The organism is Geodermatophilus siccatus (assembly GCF_900103785.1).
In the GTDB taxonomy this organism is placed as follows: Bacteria; Actinomycetota; Actinomycetes; order Mycobacteriales; family Geodermatophilaceae; genus Geodermatophilus; species Geodermatophilus siccatus.
Genome location: NZ_FNHE01000020.1, coordinates 22849 through 39651, shown reverse-complemented (window position 1 = coordinate 39651; position 16803 = coordinate 22849). Strand labels below are relative to the sequence as shown.

The 16803-nt window shown below is 76.0% G+C and carries 16 protein-coding genes; 10 read left to right on the top strand and 6 right to left on the bottom strand.

Annotated elements, in window-relative coordinates:
- The 4 genes from BLS21_RS23765 to purM all read left to right on the top strand — a co-directional run.
- A partial coding sequence (locus BLS21_RS23765; protein ID WP_245700725.1) for an S-(hydroxymethyl)mycothiol dehydrogenase occupies positions 1-1097 on the top strand: 1097 nt, incomplete at its 5' end.
- Between the two features lie 74 nt (positions 1098-1171).
- On the top strand, positions 1172-1780 hold the full coding sequence (locus BLS21_RS23760) for an MBL fold metallo-hydrolase (protein ID WP_175479728.1): 609 nt from the start codon (positions 1172-1174) through the stop codon (positions 1778-1780).
- Between the two features lie 154 nt (positions 1781-1934).
- Positions 1935-3488, top strand: a complete 1554-nt coding sequence (gene purF, locus BLS21_RS23755; protein ID WP_091224285.1) for an amidophosphoribosyltransferase — start codon at positions 1935-1937, stop codon at positions 3486-3488.
- The gene (gene purM, locus BLS21_RS23750; protein ID WP_091224283.1) at positions 3485-4549 is read left to right on the top strand and encodes a phosphoribosylformylglycinamidine cyclo-ligase; all 1065 of its coding nucleotides are present in this window, start codon (positions 3485-3487) and stop codon (positions 4547-4549) included. The genes purF and purM overlap by 4 nt, the downstream gene beginning before the upstream one ends.
- Positions 4550-4682: 133 nt before the next feature.
- On the opposite strand, the gene BLS21_RS23745 is transcribed toward purM, so the two are convergent.
- The 3 genes from BLS21_RS23745 to BLS21_RS23735 form a co-directional block, all read right to left on the bottom strand.
- Positions 4683-4907, bottom strand: coding sequence for a DUF3073 domain-containing protein (locus BLS21_RS23745; protein WP_091224280.1), 225 nt, complete (start codon positions 4905-4907; stop codon positions 4683-4685).
- 192 nt (positions 4908-5099) lie between these two features.
- The gene (locus BLS21_RS23740; protein ID WP_091224278.1) at positions 5100-5582 is read right to left on the bottom strand and encodes an ester cyclase; all 483 of its coding nucleotides are present in this window, start codon (positions 5580-5582) and stop codon (positions 5100-5102) included.
- A gap of 91 nt (positions 5583-5673) precedes the next feature.
- Positions 5674-6738, bottom strand: a complete 1065-nt coding sequence (locus tag BLS21_RS23735) for a Glu/Leu/Phe/Val family dehydrogenase (RefSeq protein ID WP_091224276.1) — start codon at positions 6736-6738, stop codon at positions 5674-5676.
- A 462-nt stretch (positions 6739-7200) separates the two neighbouring features.
- Between BLS21_RS23735 and BLS21_RS23730 the strand changes: the two genes are divergently transcribed.
- The gene (locus BLS21_RS23730) at positions 7201-8565 is read left to right on the top strand and encodes a peptidoglycan DD-metalloendopeptidase family protein (RefSeq protein ID WP_091224274.1); all 1365 of its coding nucleotides are present in this window, start codon (positions 7201-7203) and stop codon (positions 8563-8565) included.
- A gap of 87 nt (positions 8566-8652) precedes the next feature.
- Here the strand turns inward: BLS21_RS23730 and BLS21_RS23725 are convergent, their stop codons facing one another.
- Entirely contained in the window at positions 8653-9171 is a 519-nt protein-coding gene (locus BLS21_RS23725; RefSeq protein WP_091224272.1) for a type I-E CRISPR-associated protein Cse2/CasB, read from the bottom strand.
- Between the two features lie 58 nt (positions 9172-9229).
- Here BLS21_RS23725 and BLS21_RS23720 point away from each other — a divergent pair, with 58 nt between their 5' ends.
- The 3 genes from BLS21_RS23720 to mftG are packed head-to-tail and all read left to right on the top strand — an operon-like array spanning position 9230 to position 13028.
- A complete protein-coding gene (locus BLS21_RS23720; RefSeq protein WP_091224293.1) occupies positions 9230-10096 on the top strand; it encodes an MBL fold metallo-hydrolase in 867 nt (288 codons plus the stop codon).
- The gene (locus BLS21_RS23715; RefSeq protein WP_091224270.1) at positions 10093-11409 is read left to right on the top strand and encodes a class I adenylate-forming enzyme family protein; all 1317 of its coding nucleotides are present in this window, start codon (positions 10093-10095) and stop codon (positions 11407-11409) included. The genes BLS21_RS23720 and BLS21_RS23715 overlap by 4 nt, the downstream gene beginning before the upstream one ends.
- A complete protein-coding gene (mftG, locus tag BLS21_RS23710) occupies positions 11406-13028 on the top strand; it encodes a mycofactocin dehydrogenase MftG (RefSeq protein WP_091224268.1) in 1623 nt (540 codons plus the stop codon). Before BLS21_RS23715 ends, mftG begins: the two co-directional genes overlap by 4 nt.
- 3 nt (positions 13029-13031) lie before the next feature.
- On the opposite strand, the gene BLS21_RS23705 is transcribed toward mftG, so the two are convergent.
- A complete protein-coding gene (locus BLS21_RS23705; RefSeq protein WP_091224266.1) occupies positions 13032-15071 on the bottom strand; it encodes a transglycosylase domain-containing protein in 2040 nt (679 codons plus the stop codon).
- Positions 15072-15231: 160 nt separating this feature from the next.
- Entirely contained in the window at positions 15232-15426 is a 195-nt protein-coding gene (locus BLS21_RS23700; protein ID WP_091224264.1) for a hypothetical protein, read from the bottom strand.
- 212 nt (positions 15427-15638) lie between these two features.
- Between BLS21_RS23700 and BLS21_RS23695 the strand changes: the two genes are divergently transcribed.
- Positions 15639-16325 (top strand): phosphodiesterase, encoded by a 687-nt coding sequence (locus BLS21_RS23695; RefSeq protein WP_091224262.1) that lies wholly within the window; start codon positions 15639-15641, stop codon positions 16323-16325.
- Positions 16322-16798: a helix-turn-helix domain-containing protein gene (locus tag BLS21_RS23690; protein ID WP_091224260.1), complete on the top strand. Its 477-nt coding sequence runs from the start codon at positions 16322-16324 to the stop codon at positions 16796-16798. The genes BLS21_RS23695 and BLS21_RS23690 overlap by 4 nt, the downstream gene beginning before the upstream one ends.
- The last annotated feature ends 5 nt before the right edge of the window (positions 16799-16803 follow it).

Here is a 16803-nt window from a genome sequence, read left to right as displayed (position 1 = left end):
CCGCCATGGCCTACGAGGTGAGGGGCGTCGTCGCCCGCAGCAAGGGAGCCCCGGTCACGGTCGAGACGATCGTCGTCCCCGACCCCGGCCCCGGAGAGGCGGTGGTCGACGTCCAGGCGTGCGGGGTGTGCGCCACCGACCTGCACTACCGCGAGGGCAACATCACCGACGAGTACCCCTTCCTGCTCGGCCACGAGGCCGCCGGGGTGGTGGCCGCGGTCGGGGAGGGCGTGACCAACGTCGCCGTCGGGGACTTCGTGGTCCTCAACTGGCGGGCGGTGTGCGGGCAGTGCCGGGCGTGCGCCCGGGGCGAGCTGCAGTACTGCTTCAACACCCACAACGCCGCCCAGCAGATGACCCTCACCGACGGCACCGCGCTGTCCGCGGCGCTGGGCATCGGCGCGTTCGCCGAGAAGACGCTGGTGCACTCCGGGCAGTGCACCAAGGTGGACCCGGCCACCCCGGCCACCGCCGCCGGGCTGCTGGGCTGCGGGGTGATGGCCGGGGTGGGCGCGGCGATCAACACCGGCGGCGTGCGCCGCGGCGAGTCCGTGGCGGTGTTCGGCTGCGGCGGCGTGGGCGACGCCGCGATCGCCGGCGCCCGGCTGGCCGGGGCGACCACGATCGTCGCCGTGGACGTGGACGACCGGAAGCTGGCGTGGGCGCGGCAGTTCGGCGCCACCCACACGGTCAACTCCCGGTCCACCGACGCGGTGGCGGCGATCAGGGCGGCCACGGGCGGGTTCGGGGTGGACGTGGCGATCGACGCGGTGGGGCACCCGGCGGTGTTCGAGCAGGCCTTCTACGCCCGGGACCTGGCCGGGCGGGTGGTGCTGGTCGGCGTCCCGGCCCCGGACATGCAGATCACCCTGCCGCTGATCGAGGTGTTCGGCCGGGGCGGGGCGATCAAGTCGTCCTGGTACGGCGACTGCCTGCCCTCCCGGGACTTCCCGATGCTGGCCGACCTGTACCGGCAGGGCCGCTTCCCGCTGGACGACTTCGTCACCGAGGCCATCGGCCTCGACGACGTCGAGGAGGCCTTCGACAACCTGCGCCGCGGCGAGGTGCTGCGCTCGGTCGTGGTGCTGGACAAGTGACCGAGCTCGCGAGCCCACCGATGAGCGCCGTACCGCGGGGAACGAGCACGGCGGATCGCCGGCGAGGAGGACACGTGACCGCCCGCATCGACAAGGCCGTCGTCTCCGGCGTGTTCAGCCTCGACGGGCAGGACTTCGACGTCGACAACAACGTGTGGCTGGTCGGCGACGACGACGAGGTCCTCGTCATCGACGCACCCCACGACGCCGCCCCGATCCTGGACGCGATCGGCGGCCGGCGGGTGACCGCGATCGTGCTCACCCACGGGCACAACGACCACATCACCGCCGCCGTGGCGCTGCGCGAGGCCACCGGGGCGCCGATCTGGTTCAACCCCCAGGACCGGATGCTGTGGGACGTCGTGCACCCCGACACGGCCCCGGACGAGGACCTGGTCGAGGGCACCCGGTTCACCGTGGCCGGTACGACGCTGACCGCGTTGCACACGCCGGGCCACTCGCCGGGCAGCACCTGCCTGCACGCGCCGGACCTGTCCACCGTCTTCACCGGCGACACCCTGTTCCACGGCGGCCCCGGCGCGACGGGGCGCTCGTACAGCGACAAGCCGACGATCCTGAACTCGATCCGGTCGCGGCTGATGTCCCTGCACGGCGACACGGTGGTGAGGACCGGCCACGGCGACGACACGACCATCTCGGCCGAGATCGGCCACATCCACTAGAGGAGGACCCCTCCTCCCCACCCCTCGCACGCTCGCGGCGGGACCCGGGACGGGGCCTGCGGTGCCCTGGAGGGGGCCGCAGGCGTCCGGGCGGGGTGGCCAGTGCCACCCTGCCCCGACGGTCCCCGTCGGCCTGCGCCGGTACCCTCGATGAGTGCCTCGCGGTGACGGACGGCTGACGCACGACCTCGACCCCCATTCCCCCGGACCCCAGGACGCGTGCGGCGTCTTCGGTGTCTGGGCGCCGGGGGAGGAGGTCGCCAAGCTGACCTACTTCGGTCTCTACGCCCTGCAGCACCGCGGCCAGGAGGCGGCGGGGATCGCCGTCTCCGACGGCGCCTCGGTCGTCGTCTACAAGGACCTGGGGCTGGTCAGCCAGGTCTTCGACGAGGCCACCCTGGGCAGTCTGCGCGGCCACCTCGCCGTCGGGCACACCCGGTACTCGACGACGGGTGCCTCCACGTGGGAGAACGCCCAGCCCACCTTCCGGACGACGGACGCCGGCACCGGGCTGGCGCTGTGCCACAACGGGAACCTGGTGAACACCGCCGAGCTGGCCGGCCGCGCCGCCGACGCCGGTGTGCCGGGCGCCTTCACCTCCACCACCGACTCCGACCTGGTCACCGCGCTGATCGCCGCCCGCCAGGACCTCTCGGTCGAGGCCGCCGCGATGGAGGTGCTGCCCCAGTTGCGCGGCGCCTTCAGCTTCACCTTCATGGACGAGAACACCCTCTACGCCGCCCGCGACCAGCAGGGCGTGCGACCGCTGGTGCTCGGCCGGCTGGAGCGCGGCTGGGTGGTCGCCAGCGAGACCGCGGCGCTCGACATCGTCGGCGCCTCCGTCGTCCGCGAGGTGGAGCCCGGCGAGCTGATCGCCATCGACGAGGACGGCCTGCGCAGCCAGCACTTCGCCCCGGCCGAGCCCAAGGGCTGCGTCTTCGAGTACGTGTACCTCGCCCGGCCGGACACGACGATCAGCGGCCGCGGCGTGCACGCCGCCCGCGTCGAGATCGGCCGCCGGCTGGCCAAGGAGCACCCGGCCGACGCCGACCTGGTCATCTCCGTGCCGGAGTCGGGCACCCCGGCCGCCGTCGGCTACGCCGAGGCCTCCGGCATCCCCTACGGCATCGGCCTGGTCAAGAACTCCTACGTCGGGCGCACCTTCATCCAGCCCAGCCAGACCATCCGGCAGCTGGGCATCCGGCTCAAGCTCAACCCGCTGCGCGACGTCATCCGCGGCAAGCGGCTGGTCGTCGTCGACGACTCGATCGTGCGCGGCAACACCCAGCGCGCGCTGATCCGCATGCTGCGCGAGGCCGGCGCGGTCGAGGTGCACGTGCGGATCTCCTCGCCGCCGGTGAAGTGGCCGTGCTTCTACGGCATCGACTTCGCCAGCCGGGCCGAGCTGATCGCCAACGGCCTCGACGTCGACGGCGTGCGCGCCTCGATCAACGCCGACTCGCTGGGCTACGTGTCCGAGCAGGGGCTCATCGCGGCCACCGAGCAGCCGGTCAACCGGCTGTGCACGGCCTGCTTCACCGGCGAGTACCCGATCCCGCTGGCGGAGAGCGAGCTGCTCGGCAAGCACCTGCTCGAGGGCATCGGCCGCCGGGTCGACCAGGACCGTGCGGTGACCGGGTGGACCGGCCAGCAGGCCGGCAGCGCCGCCGTGCCCGGTGGTGCGGACGACGCCCTGACCCGCCCGTGAGCGACACCGGGTCCGAGTTCACCTACGCCGCCTCGGGCGTCGACATCGACGCCGGCGAGCGGGCCGTCGCCCTCATGCGGACGGCGGTGGAGGGCACCAACCGCCCCGAGGTCGTCGGCGGCCTCGGCGGTTTCGCCGGGCTGTTCGCACTGGACACGGCGAGGTACCGCAGGCCGCTGCTGGCCTCCTCCACCGACGGCGTCGGCACCAAGATCGCGCTCGCCCGGCAGCTGGACCGGCACGACACCGTCGGCATCGACCTGGTCGCGATGGTCGTCGACGACCTGGTCGCCTGCGGCGCCGAGCCGCTGTTCCTGCAGGACTACGTCGCCTGCGGGCGGGTCGTGCCGGAGCGGATCGCCGCGATCGTCACCGGCATCGCGACCGGCTGCCGGCTGGCCGGGGCCGCGCTGGTCGGTGGGGAGACCGCCGAGCACGGTGACCTGATGGCCCCCGACGACTACGACCTGGCCGCCACGGCCGTGGGGGTCGTGGAGGCCGACGCGGTGCTGGGGCCCGAGCGGGTCCGGGAGGGCGACGCGGTGGTCGCGATGGCGTCGTCCGGCTTCCACTCCAACGGCTACTCGCTGGTGCGCCGGGTGGTCGCCGCCGCCGGGCTGGACCTGGCCGCCACGCCTGCCGGGTTGGACCGCCCGCTGGGCGAGGTGCTGCTCGAGCCGACCCGCATCTACGCGCTGGACTGCCTGGCGCTGGTGCAGCGCTTCGGCGTCGACGGCGTGCACGCCTACGCGCACATCACCGGTGGCGGGCTGGCCGGCAACACCGCCCGGGTGGTCCCGGACGGTCTGGAGGCCGTGCTGGACCGCGGCACCTGGGCGCTGCCGGCCGCCGTGTCGCTGCTCGAGGAGCACGGTGTGCCGCGGGCGGAGTCCGAGCGGGCGTTCAACTGCGGCGTCGGCATGGTCGCCGCGGTCGCCCCGGACGTCGCGGACGACGTCGTGGCCGTCCTGGCGGAGCGCGGGGTGCCCGCCTGGGTCGCCGGCACCGTGGGTGCCCGCACCGGCGGGGACGCGGCGCGCCTGGTCGGCGACTACCGCTGAGGAAGGACCCCCTGCCCCCCACCGCTCGCACGCTCGCGGCGGGACCCTGCAGGGGGCCGGGCGCACGACGACACCGCAGCTCCCGGTGGGAGCGGCGGTGTCGTCGGATCAGCCTGCGCCGGTCGGACGCCGGTCAGCGACTGGCGGCCCAGTCGTCGTCCGTGTCGTCGTCCGCCCAGCGGTCGGTGTACTCGCCGTCCTCGTCGTCGTCGCTGCCCGCCCGGGACGGCGCGGCGTACGACGACGTCGGTGAACCGGCCAGCTCGCGCTGCAGCGCGGAGAGGTCGGTGTTCGGTGAGCTGTACTTGAGCTCACGGGCCACGCGTGTCTGCTTGGCCTTCGCTCGGCCGCGCCCCATCGGCTCGACCCCCTCGTTACGGAGTACGGGAGCCCAGCTCCGGGCTGGACGGCCCGCGTGGCGACCCCGACTGAGTGTCTCTGTCTCGACCGAGCTTACGACACGGATCGGCGACCGGCACGGGTCTCCCCCTGCTGTCGCCCGACCGGGGCCCCCGGCCGGTGCCAGCCCACGCCGTACGACGGGCGGGGATCACGGGATCACGGTCTCCGACGCCTGCTCGGCACCGGCCCGGGGTGCGGGGACGGCGGCCGTGCCGGACTCCGTCAGGCCCAGCTGGGACGCGAGGTCCAGCCGGTCGTAGTAGAAGCGGTGGGACACGGCCCGGCCGTCCCGGACCGTGATGACGTCGCACTCCCGCAGCCGGAGGGGCCTGCCGGTGGGCGGCACGTCGCCCTCGGGGGAGCTGAGCGTCTCGGTGTGGGTGCCGACGATCCAGCCCTCGTCCAACGCGCTGTCGGCGTCCTCGAAGGTCGCCCTGGCCTCCCAGGACAGGTCCGGGAGGGCCCGGCGGAGCGACATCACGTACTCGACGATCGCGTCCGCGCCGTCGAGCCGGCCGGCGTCGGGTGCCTCGCCGACGGCGTCGTCCGCGTACAGCTGCCGGAGGGCATCGCGGTCCCCCGCCACGATGGCCTCGGTGATGTGGTCCATGGTCTCGCGTGCCCGTCCCATCCCGACCTCCTCGGCTGCTCCGTCGGTCCCTGCACGGGGCAGTGTCCGGGCCGGCCCGGCGGCGGGCGAGAGGCGAACGACCCCGGCTCCCTCAGCGCGGGAGGCGGATGGTGGCCAGCCGGCCGACCGACGCGATGCGCTCCTCGGCGAGGCGGTCGGCGGCCACGGCGGGAGAGACGCCGTCCGCGTCGGCGGCCCGGAACACCCGCAGCGCGACGTCGAAGATGCCGGCGGCGCGGGCCTCGGCGCGGGCGAAGGAGAACCCGTGCCGCTCGTCCTCGACCTGGATCACCCCGCCGGCGTTCACCAGGTAGTCCGGCGCGTAGAGGATCCCGCGGCGCATGAGCTCGGCGGCGATCCCCTCGTGCGCGAGCTGGTTGTTGGCCCCACCGCAGACGATCTCGGCCTCGAGCACCGCGACCGTCCCGTCGTCCAGGGCGCGGCCGAGCGCGCAGGGGGCGTAGACGTCGGTCGGCGTCCGCACCAGGGTCGCGGTGTCGGCGACGGCGTCGACCGCGGGGTGGCGGGCCAGCACCCGCTCGACCGCGCCGGCGTCGACGTCGGTGACCACGACGTCGGCGCCGTCCTCCACCAGCCGGTCGACCAGCCAGCTGCCGACCTTGCCGACGCCGGCCACCCCGACGGTGCGCCCGGCCAGCGACGGCTTGCCCCAGCGGTGCTGGGCGGCCGCCCGCATGCCCTGGAAGACGCCGTACGCGGTCAGCACCGAGGAGTCCCCGCAGCCGCCGTAGGCCAGCGAGCGGCCGTGCGCGAACCGGGTCTCCCGGGCCACGACGTCGAGGTCGGCGTTGTAGGTGCCCACGTCGCAGGCGGTCAGGTAGCGCCCGCCCAGCGACTCCACGAACCGGCCGTAGGCGCGCAGCAGCGCCTCGGTCTTGTCGGTGTGCGGGTCGCCGATGATGACGGCCTTGCCGCCGCCGAGGTCCAGGCCGGCCAGGCTGTTCTTGTAGGTCATCGCCCGCGACAGCGCCAGGGCGTCGGCGACCGCGGCGTCCTCGTCGGCGTAGGGGTGGAAGCGGGTCCCGCCGAGCGCCGGCCCCAGCGCCGTGGAGTGGATCGCGATGACCGCCCGCAGCCCGGAGGCCGGGTCGGAGCAGAAGACCACCTGTTCGTGACCGGAGCCGAGTACGTCCACGGGGCGAGCCTAGGACGGCGTCGCCCGCCCGACCGGGGCCCGGCACGGCCGGCCAGGGAGCGGGGAGCCGCGACCCTCCACGGCGTGGGCGTGGTCTTGGTCACGCACGACCCGCTCGGGCGCCCACCCGGTCGGCGACCGTCTCCTCCTGCCCGGCCGCGGCCGCGGCCGGGGCGGCACCGCGAAGGACGAGGTCAGCGGGGCGGAGCCGACCGGGCTGGTGGGCGGCGGCGCCGAGTTCGGGGGGGCGCACGACCGGGCTCGAGCGGCCGCGGGACGAGAAAGGTCACGCCCAGCCCTCAAGCTCACCCGTCCGGGTGACGAGAACAGATGTGACAGGAGTGGGGCAGGTGTCCCGTGTGCCCGGTGTGACGGCCGTGCCGCGTGGAGACTTCCGAGACCGGTGTGACGCTGTCACGCTGCGGCCGCCCCCCGACGCACCCCTCTTCTCCAGGGAGCGACATGCCGCACAGCCGTCCTCGCCAGCGCACGTCCGGGACCGCCGCCGTCCCGGCGCACCGCTCGCGCGCCGGGATCGTGCGCAGCCTGCTGGTCGGCGTGGTGGCCGGCACGGTGGTGCTGACCGCGGCCGCCCCCGCCGGCGCCGCCCCCACGCCGCCGCCGCCCAACCCGTCCGACGAGCAGATCGGGCAGGCGCAGTCGGCGCAGGACGCCGCTGCCGCCGAGGTCGGCCGGATCAGCGCCCTGGTCGCCCAGGCCCAGTCCCAGCTCGAGGGCTACGCCGTCCAGGCCGAGGCCGCCGGTGCCGCCTACCTCGCCGCCGAGGAGGCCCTCCTGGAGGCGCAGGCCGAGGCCGAGCGGACGGCGGCGGAGCTGCAGGCCGCCACCGAGGCCGTCGATGCCGCCATGGCGCGCATCGCCGGGTTCTCGCGGGACAGCTACATGAGCGGCAACACCCTCTCCACCGCCGCGGCCCTGCTCGACGCGGAGGGGCCCGCCGACCTGATCGAGCGGGCCGCGATGCTCGACTACGTCTCCGCCAACCACCTCGACGTCCTCGGCCAGCTCGAGGTGGCCCGCGTGCAGCAGGCCAACGCCGACTCCGCGGCCCGCGCCGCCCGCGACAAGACGGCCGAGGCCGAGGCCGCCGCGGCCGCCGCGAAGGCCACCGCCGACCAGCAGCTGGCCGCCCAGCGCGCCGCCTACGACCAGGTCACCGCGCAGAAGGCCGCCTACGAGCAGCAGCTGCAGGCCGCCGAGGTCGAGCTGCTGCGCCTGCAGGGCGCCCGCGACGCCTACCAGGCCTGGCAGGAGCAGAAGGCGGCTGAGGAGGCCGCCGCCGCAGCAGCCGCCCGCCGCGCCGAGGAGGAAGCCGCCGCCGCGGCCGCCGCGGCCCGCGCCGCCGCCCGCAGCCAGGGCTCCGGGTCCGGGAGCAGCGCCGCGGCCAGCTCGGGCGGCTCCGGCCCCTACGTCAAGCCGACCTCCGGCCGCACCTCCAGCTGCTTCGGCTCGCGCTGGGGCGCCCTGCACGGCGGCGTGGACATCGCCGCACCCATCGGGACGCCCATCTACGCGGCCCACTCCGGCGTCGTCGCGCGGGCCGGCACGGCCACCGGCTTCGGCTACGCGGTCTACATCCGCGGCGACGACGGCGCGGTCACCGTGTACGGCCACGTCAACCAGTACTTCGTCCGCGCCGGCGAGCGGGTGGTGGCCGGCGAGCTCATCGCGGAGGTCGGCAACCGCGGCCAGTCCACCGGCCCGCACCTGCACTTCGAGGTGCACCCCTCCGGCGCCATGTACGGCGGCCAGGTCGACCCGGTGCCGTGGCTGCGCGGCCGCGGCGTGTCCATCAGCGGCTGCTGAGCAAGGACCCCCTGCCCCCCGCCACTCGCACGCTCGCGGCGGGACCCTGCACGGGGCCGACGGGGCCGCTGACGCGTTGGGCCGCGTTCAGCCGGTGGGCGACGCCGAGGTCGGGGTGCAGTTGGCGGCGACGTAGTCGCTGAGCGCCGTCTCCGCCGGGCCGATCTCCTGGCCGATCCGGGTCGACGCGTCGGCGTAGGCCTGCTGGCCCTCCGGGGTGCCCAGGTCCAGCGTGCCGACGGTGTCGGAGAGCCGGCGCAGCCCGTCGAGCAGCGCGGCCCAGTCGTCGGCGATCTCGGCGGGGGCCTGCACCTGATCCAGCCGCGTGACGGCCTCCGGCAGCCGGGTCGCGACGTCCTCGGGGGTGGCCGCCGCGAGGCTGCCCTGCACCTCGGTGAAGGCGCTGGTCATGTCCCCGCAGAACTGCTCGGCGGCCGGGTCGGGTGCCGCCGTGCCGCTCGAGGGTGCGGACGCCGAGGTCGCCGGGGCCGAGGTGCTCGGCGCGGCGGCCGGCTCGTCGTCCCCCGACCCGCCGCAGGCGGTGAGCAGGACGACGGCGGCGGCACCGGCGAGGGCCGAGCGGAGCAGCGGGGCGGGGGAGCGCATGGGCCCGACGGTAGTTCCGCGTGCGCCGGGGTGCCCGGGCGCGGCTACCGTGCCCGACGTGAGAACCCCGGTCGACCCCCGCGCCACCTGGGACCTCCCCGCCCCGGGGGCGATGCCGCGGACGGCGGACCTCGAGCCGCTGGTCACCCGGGTGCTGGCGCCCAACCCGTCGCCGATGACGCTGGACGGCACCAACACCTACCTGGTCGGTGCCCCGGGCAGCGGGCAGGCCGTGCTGGTCGACCCGGGGCCCGACGACCCGGCGCACCTGGCCGCGGTCGAGGTGGCGCTGGCCGCGCGGGACGCCCGCTGCGTCGCCGTCCTGGTCACCCACCACCACGGCGACCACGCGGAGGCGGCGCTGCCGTGGGGCGCCCGGCTCGGCGCGCAGGTGGCGGCCGCCGACGCCCGCGTCGCCGGGCCCGACGGCCGGGTGCTGGAGCCGGGGGAGCGCCTGGCGCTGGCCGGGACGACGCTCGGCGTCGTCCCCACACCCGGGCACACCGCCGACCACCTGGCCTTCCGGCTGGAGTCCGGCGCGGTCCTCGTCGGCGACCACGTGCTGGGCCGCGGGACGTCGGTGGTGACCCACCCGGAGGGCGACGTGCTGGCCTACCTGGCCTCGCTGCGCCGGGTGCACGACCTCGGCCCGAGCGCGCTGTACTGCGGGCACGGGCCGGAGCTGACCGAGGACCCGGGCGCGGTGCTGGACTTCTACCTGGCCCACCGGGTGTTCCGGGAGCAGCAGCTGCTCGCGGCGATGGTGCGGGGTGCCGGGACGGTCGACGAGCTGGTCGCCGACGTCTACGCCGAGGTGCCGCGGGAGGTGTGGCCGGCGGCGGCCCAGTCGACGCGCGCGACGCTGGCCAAGCTGGCCGCTGAGGGTCACGTGGTGCTCGACGGCGACCGGGTGCGGTTGCCGTGAGCGTGCCGGTCGTCCGGGCGGCCGACAGCGAGCGCGACCAGCGGCGCGCCGCGGCGGCGCTGCGGGCGGCCGGGCTGGGTCCGGGCGACCGGCTGCTGGTGTCCGCGGCGGCCTCGCCGGCGCTGCTCGCCGTCGTGCTGGGCGCGCTGCGCTCCGGCGTCGTCCCCGTGGTCCTCGACCCCGCGCTGCCCGCGGCCGAGCGGGCCGCGCTGGCCGAGGACGCCGACCCCGGGCTGGACGTCGGCGCCGAGCCCGAGCGGCTGCTCGCCGAGGACGACGAGGGCGAGCTCGCCGACGTCCCGCTGGCCCGGCCGATGCACTACACCTCCGGCACCACCGGCCGCCGCAAGGGCGTGTGGTCCGGCGTCCTGGCCGAGGACGACGCCCGCGCGCTGGCCGCCGAGGAGATCGACCTCTGGGGCCTCGGCCCGGCCGACCGGTACCTGCTGCTCTCCCCGCTGCACCACTCCGCGCCGCTGCGCTTCGCCGTCTCCACGCTGCTGGCCGGCGGCGAGGTGCTGCTGCCCGGCCCGTTCGACGTCGGCCGGGCGGCGGAGGCGATCACCACGCTGCGGCCGACCACCACCTTCTGCGTGCCCACCCACCTGCAGCGGCTGCTGGCCGTCTCGTCCCCCGCCCACCCCGTCGACTGGTCGTCCTTCCGCCGCCTCGTGCACGCCGGCGCGCCCTGCCCGGCGCCGGTGAAGCGGGCGGTGCTCGCCGCGGCGCCCGAGGGCAGCGTGTGGGAGTTCTACGGCTCCACCGAGGCGCAGTTCACCGTCTGCTCGCCGGAGGACTGGCTGGCGCACCCGGGCAGCGTGGGCCGGGCCCGCCCGGGACGGCGGCTGGAGACCGACGAGCGCGGCCAGCTGTGGTGCGCCGTGCCGCGCTGGGCGCGCTTCGAGTACTGGCGGGCGCCGGAGAAGACCGCCGCGGCCTGGCGCGGGGACCGGGTCACGGTCGGCGACCTGGGCCGGGTGGACGACGACGGCACCGTCTGGCTCGACGGCCGCCGCGAGGACCTGGTGATCTCCGGCGGCGTGAACGTCTACCCGGCCGAGGTCGAGGCGGTGCTCGACGCGCACCCGGGCGTCGTGGAGAGCGCGGTCGTGGGCGTGCCCGACGCGGAGTGGGGCCAGCGGGTGGTCGCCGCCTACGTGGGCGACGCCGACCCGGCCGAGCTGGCCGGGTGGGCCCGCGAGCGGCTGGCCCCCGCCAAGCGGCCCAAGAGCCTGCACCCGGTCGGTGAGCTGCCGCGTACCTCGACCGGCAAGGTGCGCCGGCTGGACCTGCCGGAGGTCCTCGGGCTGTGAGGGGTGGGTGGCGAGCCGCGCAGTGGGACGTCGTCGTGGTGGGGGCCGGCACGTCCGGCGCCCCGCTCGCGGCGCGGCTGGCCGACGCCGGACGGCGGGTGCTGGTCCTGGAGGCCGGCGCGGACCACGTGGAGTTCCCGGCCGACCTGCGCGACGCCGCCCGGATGGCCGCGGCCGTCCCCGGGCACCCGGCGAACTGGGACCTCACCGGGGTGCTGACCGAGGAGGTGACCTTCCCGGTGCCGCGCGGGCGGGTGGCCGGCGGGTCCAGCGCCCTCAACGGCGGCTACTTCGTCCGCGGCACCCGCGCCGACCTCGACGGCTGGGCCGCCGCGGGCAACCACCTGTGGTCCTACGACGCCGTCCTGCCCTCGTTCGTGCGGCTGGAGGCCGACCGCGAGTACGGCGACCGGCCCGGCCACGGCGCCGACGGGCCGGTGCCGGTCCGGCGGGCTCCGGACGGGCACCCGCTCGCCGACGCGCTCGGGGCGGCGGCCGCGGAGCTCGGCGCCCCCGACGAGCCGGACAAGAACACCGACGGGCCGCCCGGCTGGGGGCCGGTGCCGCTCAACGTGGCCGACGGCGTGCGGGTGAACACCGCCATGGCCTACCTCTCCCCGCGCCGCGGGCACCCCGGGCTGACCGTGCGCGGCGGCGTGCCCGTGCGCCGGGTGGTCGTCGAGGGCGGCCGCGCGGTGGGGGTCGAGACGGCGGACGGCGTGGTGCGGGCCGGCGAGGTGGTGCTGGCGGCCGGCGCCGTCGGGTCGCCGCAGCTGCTGCTGCTCTCCGGCATCGGCCCGGCCGACGACCTGCGCGCCCTGGGCCTCGACGTGGTGGCCGACGTCCCCGGCGTGGGCGCGGACTACACCGACCACCCCGACGTCTACGTCACCTGGCGGCCGGCCCGGCGGCTGCCGATGCCGCGCGACCTGCACCCGCTGCACGGCGTCCTCAACGCCACCTCCGACGGCGCGGCGGTGCCCGGCGACCTCGAGGTGCTGCCCTGGCTCAAGCCGTTCAGCCGGGTCATGGCGCCCCGCACGTCGGCGGGTGCGGCCCGGGTGCTGCGCCGGCCGGGGGCCACGCTGAGGGCGCTGCGCGGCGCCTCGCTGCACCGGCTGCTCGACACCGCCCGGCGCCGCGACGACCTGTTCCTCGGCGTCGCGCTGCAGCGGGAGGACAGCCGCGGCCGGCTCGCCCTGACCAGTCCCGACCCGGGCGTGCAGCCGCGGCTGGAGTACCGGTACCTGTCCACCGACTCCGACCGCCGGCGGATGCGGCAGGGCGTGCGGCTGGCGGCCGAGCTGCTGCGGACGGCGGCGATGGCCCCGCTGGTCGCGGAGCGGACCGGGCTGCCCGACGACGTCCTGGCCTCCGACCGCGAACTGGACCGCTGGATCCGCCGATCGCTGGCCACCGCCGTCCACCTGGCCGGGACGGCGCGGATGGGCCCGGACTCCGATCCCGGCGCCGTGGTCGACCAGCACCTGCGGGTCCGCGGGGTCGAGGGGCTGCGGGTGGTCGACACCTCGGTCATGCCCACGGTGACCTCGCGCGGGCCGGCGGCGACGGCAGTGGCCATCGGCGAGCGCGCCGCGGAGCTGGTGATCGAGGGCTGACCCTCACCCGCCGGGCAGCGCCGGGAGCGGGATGCCCGGCGGCGGGAAGAACTCCGGTGCCTCGCCCGACAGCACCGGCAGGAAAGCGTCGTGCCAGATCTGGCCGCCGCGGCTGCCGCCGAACCCGCCGACGTCCACGTTCGCCGTCGGGTTGAACAGCATGACGCTGGCGGTGTACCGCGGCGTGGAGCCGACGAACGACACCGACGCCCGGTCCTGGGCGGTGCCGGTCTTGGTGGCGATCTGGTGGCCGGGGATCGCGGCCCGCCGTCCCGTGCCGTAGGGCAGCGAGGAGCCGCCGACCATCATCTGGTTCACCGTCGTGGCGATCTGCGGCGACACCACCTCCGGCGTGCAGGAGGCGCCGGTGCCCAGCGGGCTGCCGTCCTCGCGGGTCAGCGGCCGCCCGTCCCGGCCGAGCACCTCCACGACCGGGACCGGGGTGCACCGGGTGCCGTTGGCGGCGAGCGTCGAGTAGGCACTGGCCAGGGCGAGCGGGCTGGTCGCCTCGGGGCCGAGGGTGAACGAGCCGCGGTTCTGGGCGATCACCTGGTCGGCCACCGGGTCGAGCGAGGTCAGGCCCAGCCGCTGCGCCGCCCGCACCGGCCCCTCCACGCTGCCCAGGTCGTCCTCCAGGGCCACGAAGTAGGTGTTGGAGGAACGGACCAGCGCCTCGTACATGGTCAGCGTCGGCGGGAACGTCCCCTCGACGTTGCTGACCGTGTAGGGCTCCAGGCCGTTGCGGTACACGCGGGAGGTGTACGGGTCGCTCGTGGTGATCGTGTGCGAGGGCGGCAGGCCGCGCTCCAGGGCCGCGGTGGCCACGAAGACCTTGTACGTGGAGCCGGAGCCCTTGCTGGCGACCACGTTGAGGTTCACCGACGACTGGGCCGGGTCCTCGGCGTCGAAGCCGAAGACCCGGTTCGCGCTCATCGCGAGCACGTTGCCCGTGCCCGGCTCGACCGCGGTGAACATCGCCGCCACCGGGTCGCCCATCGGCTGCGTCGCCAGCACGGCGGCGTCGGCGGAGCGCTGCAGGTCGGCGCGCATCGTCGTGCGGATGGTCAGGCCGCCGTCCTCGAGCTGCTCCTGGGTCATCCCCAGGGTGCCGGTGAGGTGGTCCTGCAGCAGGTCGCAGAAGAAGCCGCCGAGGACGCCTGCGCCGGCGCAGCCGTTGGGCGGGAGCGGTGCCGGATCGGCCTCCACCGGCGCGGCTGAGACCTCGGCCAGCTGCGTGTCGCTGATGTGGCCCTGGGCGTGCATCCGCTCCAGCACCACGTTGCGCCGCTCCCGTGCCTTCTCCGGGTCGACCAGCGGGCTGTCGGAGGTCGGCGTCTGCACCAGGCCGGCCAGCATCGCCGCCTGCGGGAGGGTGAGGTCGGCGGCGTCGACGCTGAAGTAGGCCTGGGCCGCGGCCTGCACGCCGTAGGCGCCCTCGCCGAAGTACACGGTGTTCAGGTACCGGGTGAGGATCTCCTCCTTGGGGTAGGTCTCCTCCAGCGCCAGGGCCAGCCGCGCCTCGCGCAGCTTGCGGCCCAGCGTCTGCTCGGTGGCCGCCTGTCGCTCCTCGGGGGTCGCGGCGGTCTGCAGCAGCGTCTGCTTGACCAGCTGCTGGGTGATCGTCGAGCCGCCCTCCTCGACGTCGCCGGAGCTCACGTTGCGCGCCAGGGCCCGCAGCGTGCCCTGCACGTCCAGGCCGTTGTGCTCGTAGAAGCGCTCGTCCTCGATGTCGACCAGCGCCTGCTCCATGACGTCGGCGATCTGGTCCGCGCCGACCGGCGTCCGGTTGTTCCGGTAGAAGTAGGTGATCACCGACCCGTCGGAGGCCAGGACGACGGTGTTGCCCGGCGGCGTGGCGTCGGTCAGCTGGACCGGCAGCGGGGCCAGCAGCCTCGCCGAGGAGCTGGCGACCAGGCCCGGCCCGACCACCCAGGGGACCAGCAGCGCGGCGAGCAGCGCGCCGGCCAGGGGGAGCGCCAGCAGCAGGCGGCCGAGCGCGTGCAGCCGTCGCTGGGAGGAGCCTGACTTGTGTGACGGTGCCATGTCGCCTCGCCCCGCTCGTGCCCCCGGCGTGCGGGGGAGCGCGACGCCGTGCCGGGATCATTCCGCACGGCGACGGTCCGGAACACCCGGATGAGCGCGGTCGACGGCGCGTCCCGGCGGCGCGCCGTGCGCAGCCGCCGGGACGGCGGACGGGGGGCCCTCAGCGGGCGGTGGGCAGCTCCGAGGTCGCAGGGTTCGCCGGCGCGGACCAGACGTCGGGGTGCCCGCGGCCGGTGTCGGCGACCCACCCGCCGGAGGGACGGGTGGCCGGGCGGGCGCTCAGGCTCACGATCAGGGCGAGCAGGCCGACGAGTCCGAGGAGGACACCAGCGATCACCAGGAGCGTCGTGAGCATGTACTCAACGTAGGCAGACGAGCCTTCTGTGTCACGTGGCGGATCTCCACCGGAGTTCGACGCGAACTCGGACAGGATCTGACGAGCCCGTCGCTCCCGTCCCGCCCGCCCCAGGCGGATCGCCGCAGCTGGACGCGGGCCCGCCATCCCGGGTACGGGGCTCCTCCGCCTCGCTGGGTAGGGGGGTCCCACCCGACCACAGGAGGACGCCCGTGACCGACCTGCCCCGCACCGCCGGCCGAGCCGTCGCCGTCCCGCTGGGGGCGCTCGCCCGCTGGCGCCGCGGCAAGCCGATGCACCCGCGCGGCGCGGTGCTCGACGCCGTGCTGGAGCGCACGGGCGGACCGGCTGGGTGGGACGTGCCCTGGCTGGCCGGCGGCGGGCACGAGGCGGCGCTGGTCCGGCTCTCCCGCGGTGCGGGGCTGCCCACGCCGCTGCCGGACCTGCTGGGCCTCGCCGTCCGGCTCCCGGGTCCGGACGGCCCCGTGGACCTGCTCCTGTCCACGACGGGACGGGGCCGGCTCACCCGCTGGGTGCCGGTGCCCCGGTGGGACGCCGCGGCGGTCTACTGCTCGATCATGGGTTACCGCACTCCCGCCGGGCCGGTGTTCCTGGCGGCGCTGCCCGAGCCCGGGGCCGCGCCGGTGACCGCGGAGCCCGGGCCGGTCGCCGCGGCAGCCCGCAGCGGCCGGTTGGCCTTCACGCTGGCCGCGGCGCGGGGGGCGGGGGACTGGCAGCCGTTCGCCCGGCTGCGGCTGCTCGCCCCGGTGCCCGAGGTCGACCCCGACCTCCGCTTCGACGCCGTCCGCCACCCGCCGCCGGGCCTGGTCCCGGACGGGCCGATGGCCCGGTTCCGCGCACCCGCCTACGCGGCCGCGCGAGAGGGCCGGGACGCGTGACGGCGACGGCGGCCCGCGGGCGCCCGCCCGACCTGACGGTGCACCTGCGCCGGGCGCGCGACCACGTCGACCGGCACTTCGCCGACGACCTGGACCTCGACCGGCTGGCGCGGGTGGCCGGGGTCTCGAAGTACCACTTCGTCCGCTCCTTCGAAGCGGCCTTCGGGGAGACGCCGATCCGCTACCTCACCCGGCGGCGGATCGAGCGGGCCCAGGACCTGCTCCGCTCGGCCAACCTGACCGTGACCGAGGTCTGCACGGCCGTGGGCTACGCCAGCCTCGGCTCCTTCTCCACCCGGTTCCGGGCGCTGACCGGGGAGTCGCCGGTCGCCTACCGGGACCGCTGGGCCGCCCGCGGTGCGCCGCACGTGCCCGGCTGCTTCCTGTTCATGCGCGGCGTGGTCGACCTCGGCGGGACGACGGGTCCGGGTCGAGCAATCGGGGAGAAGCGCGGCACCGGTCGCCGTCCATAGGGTCG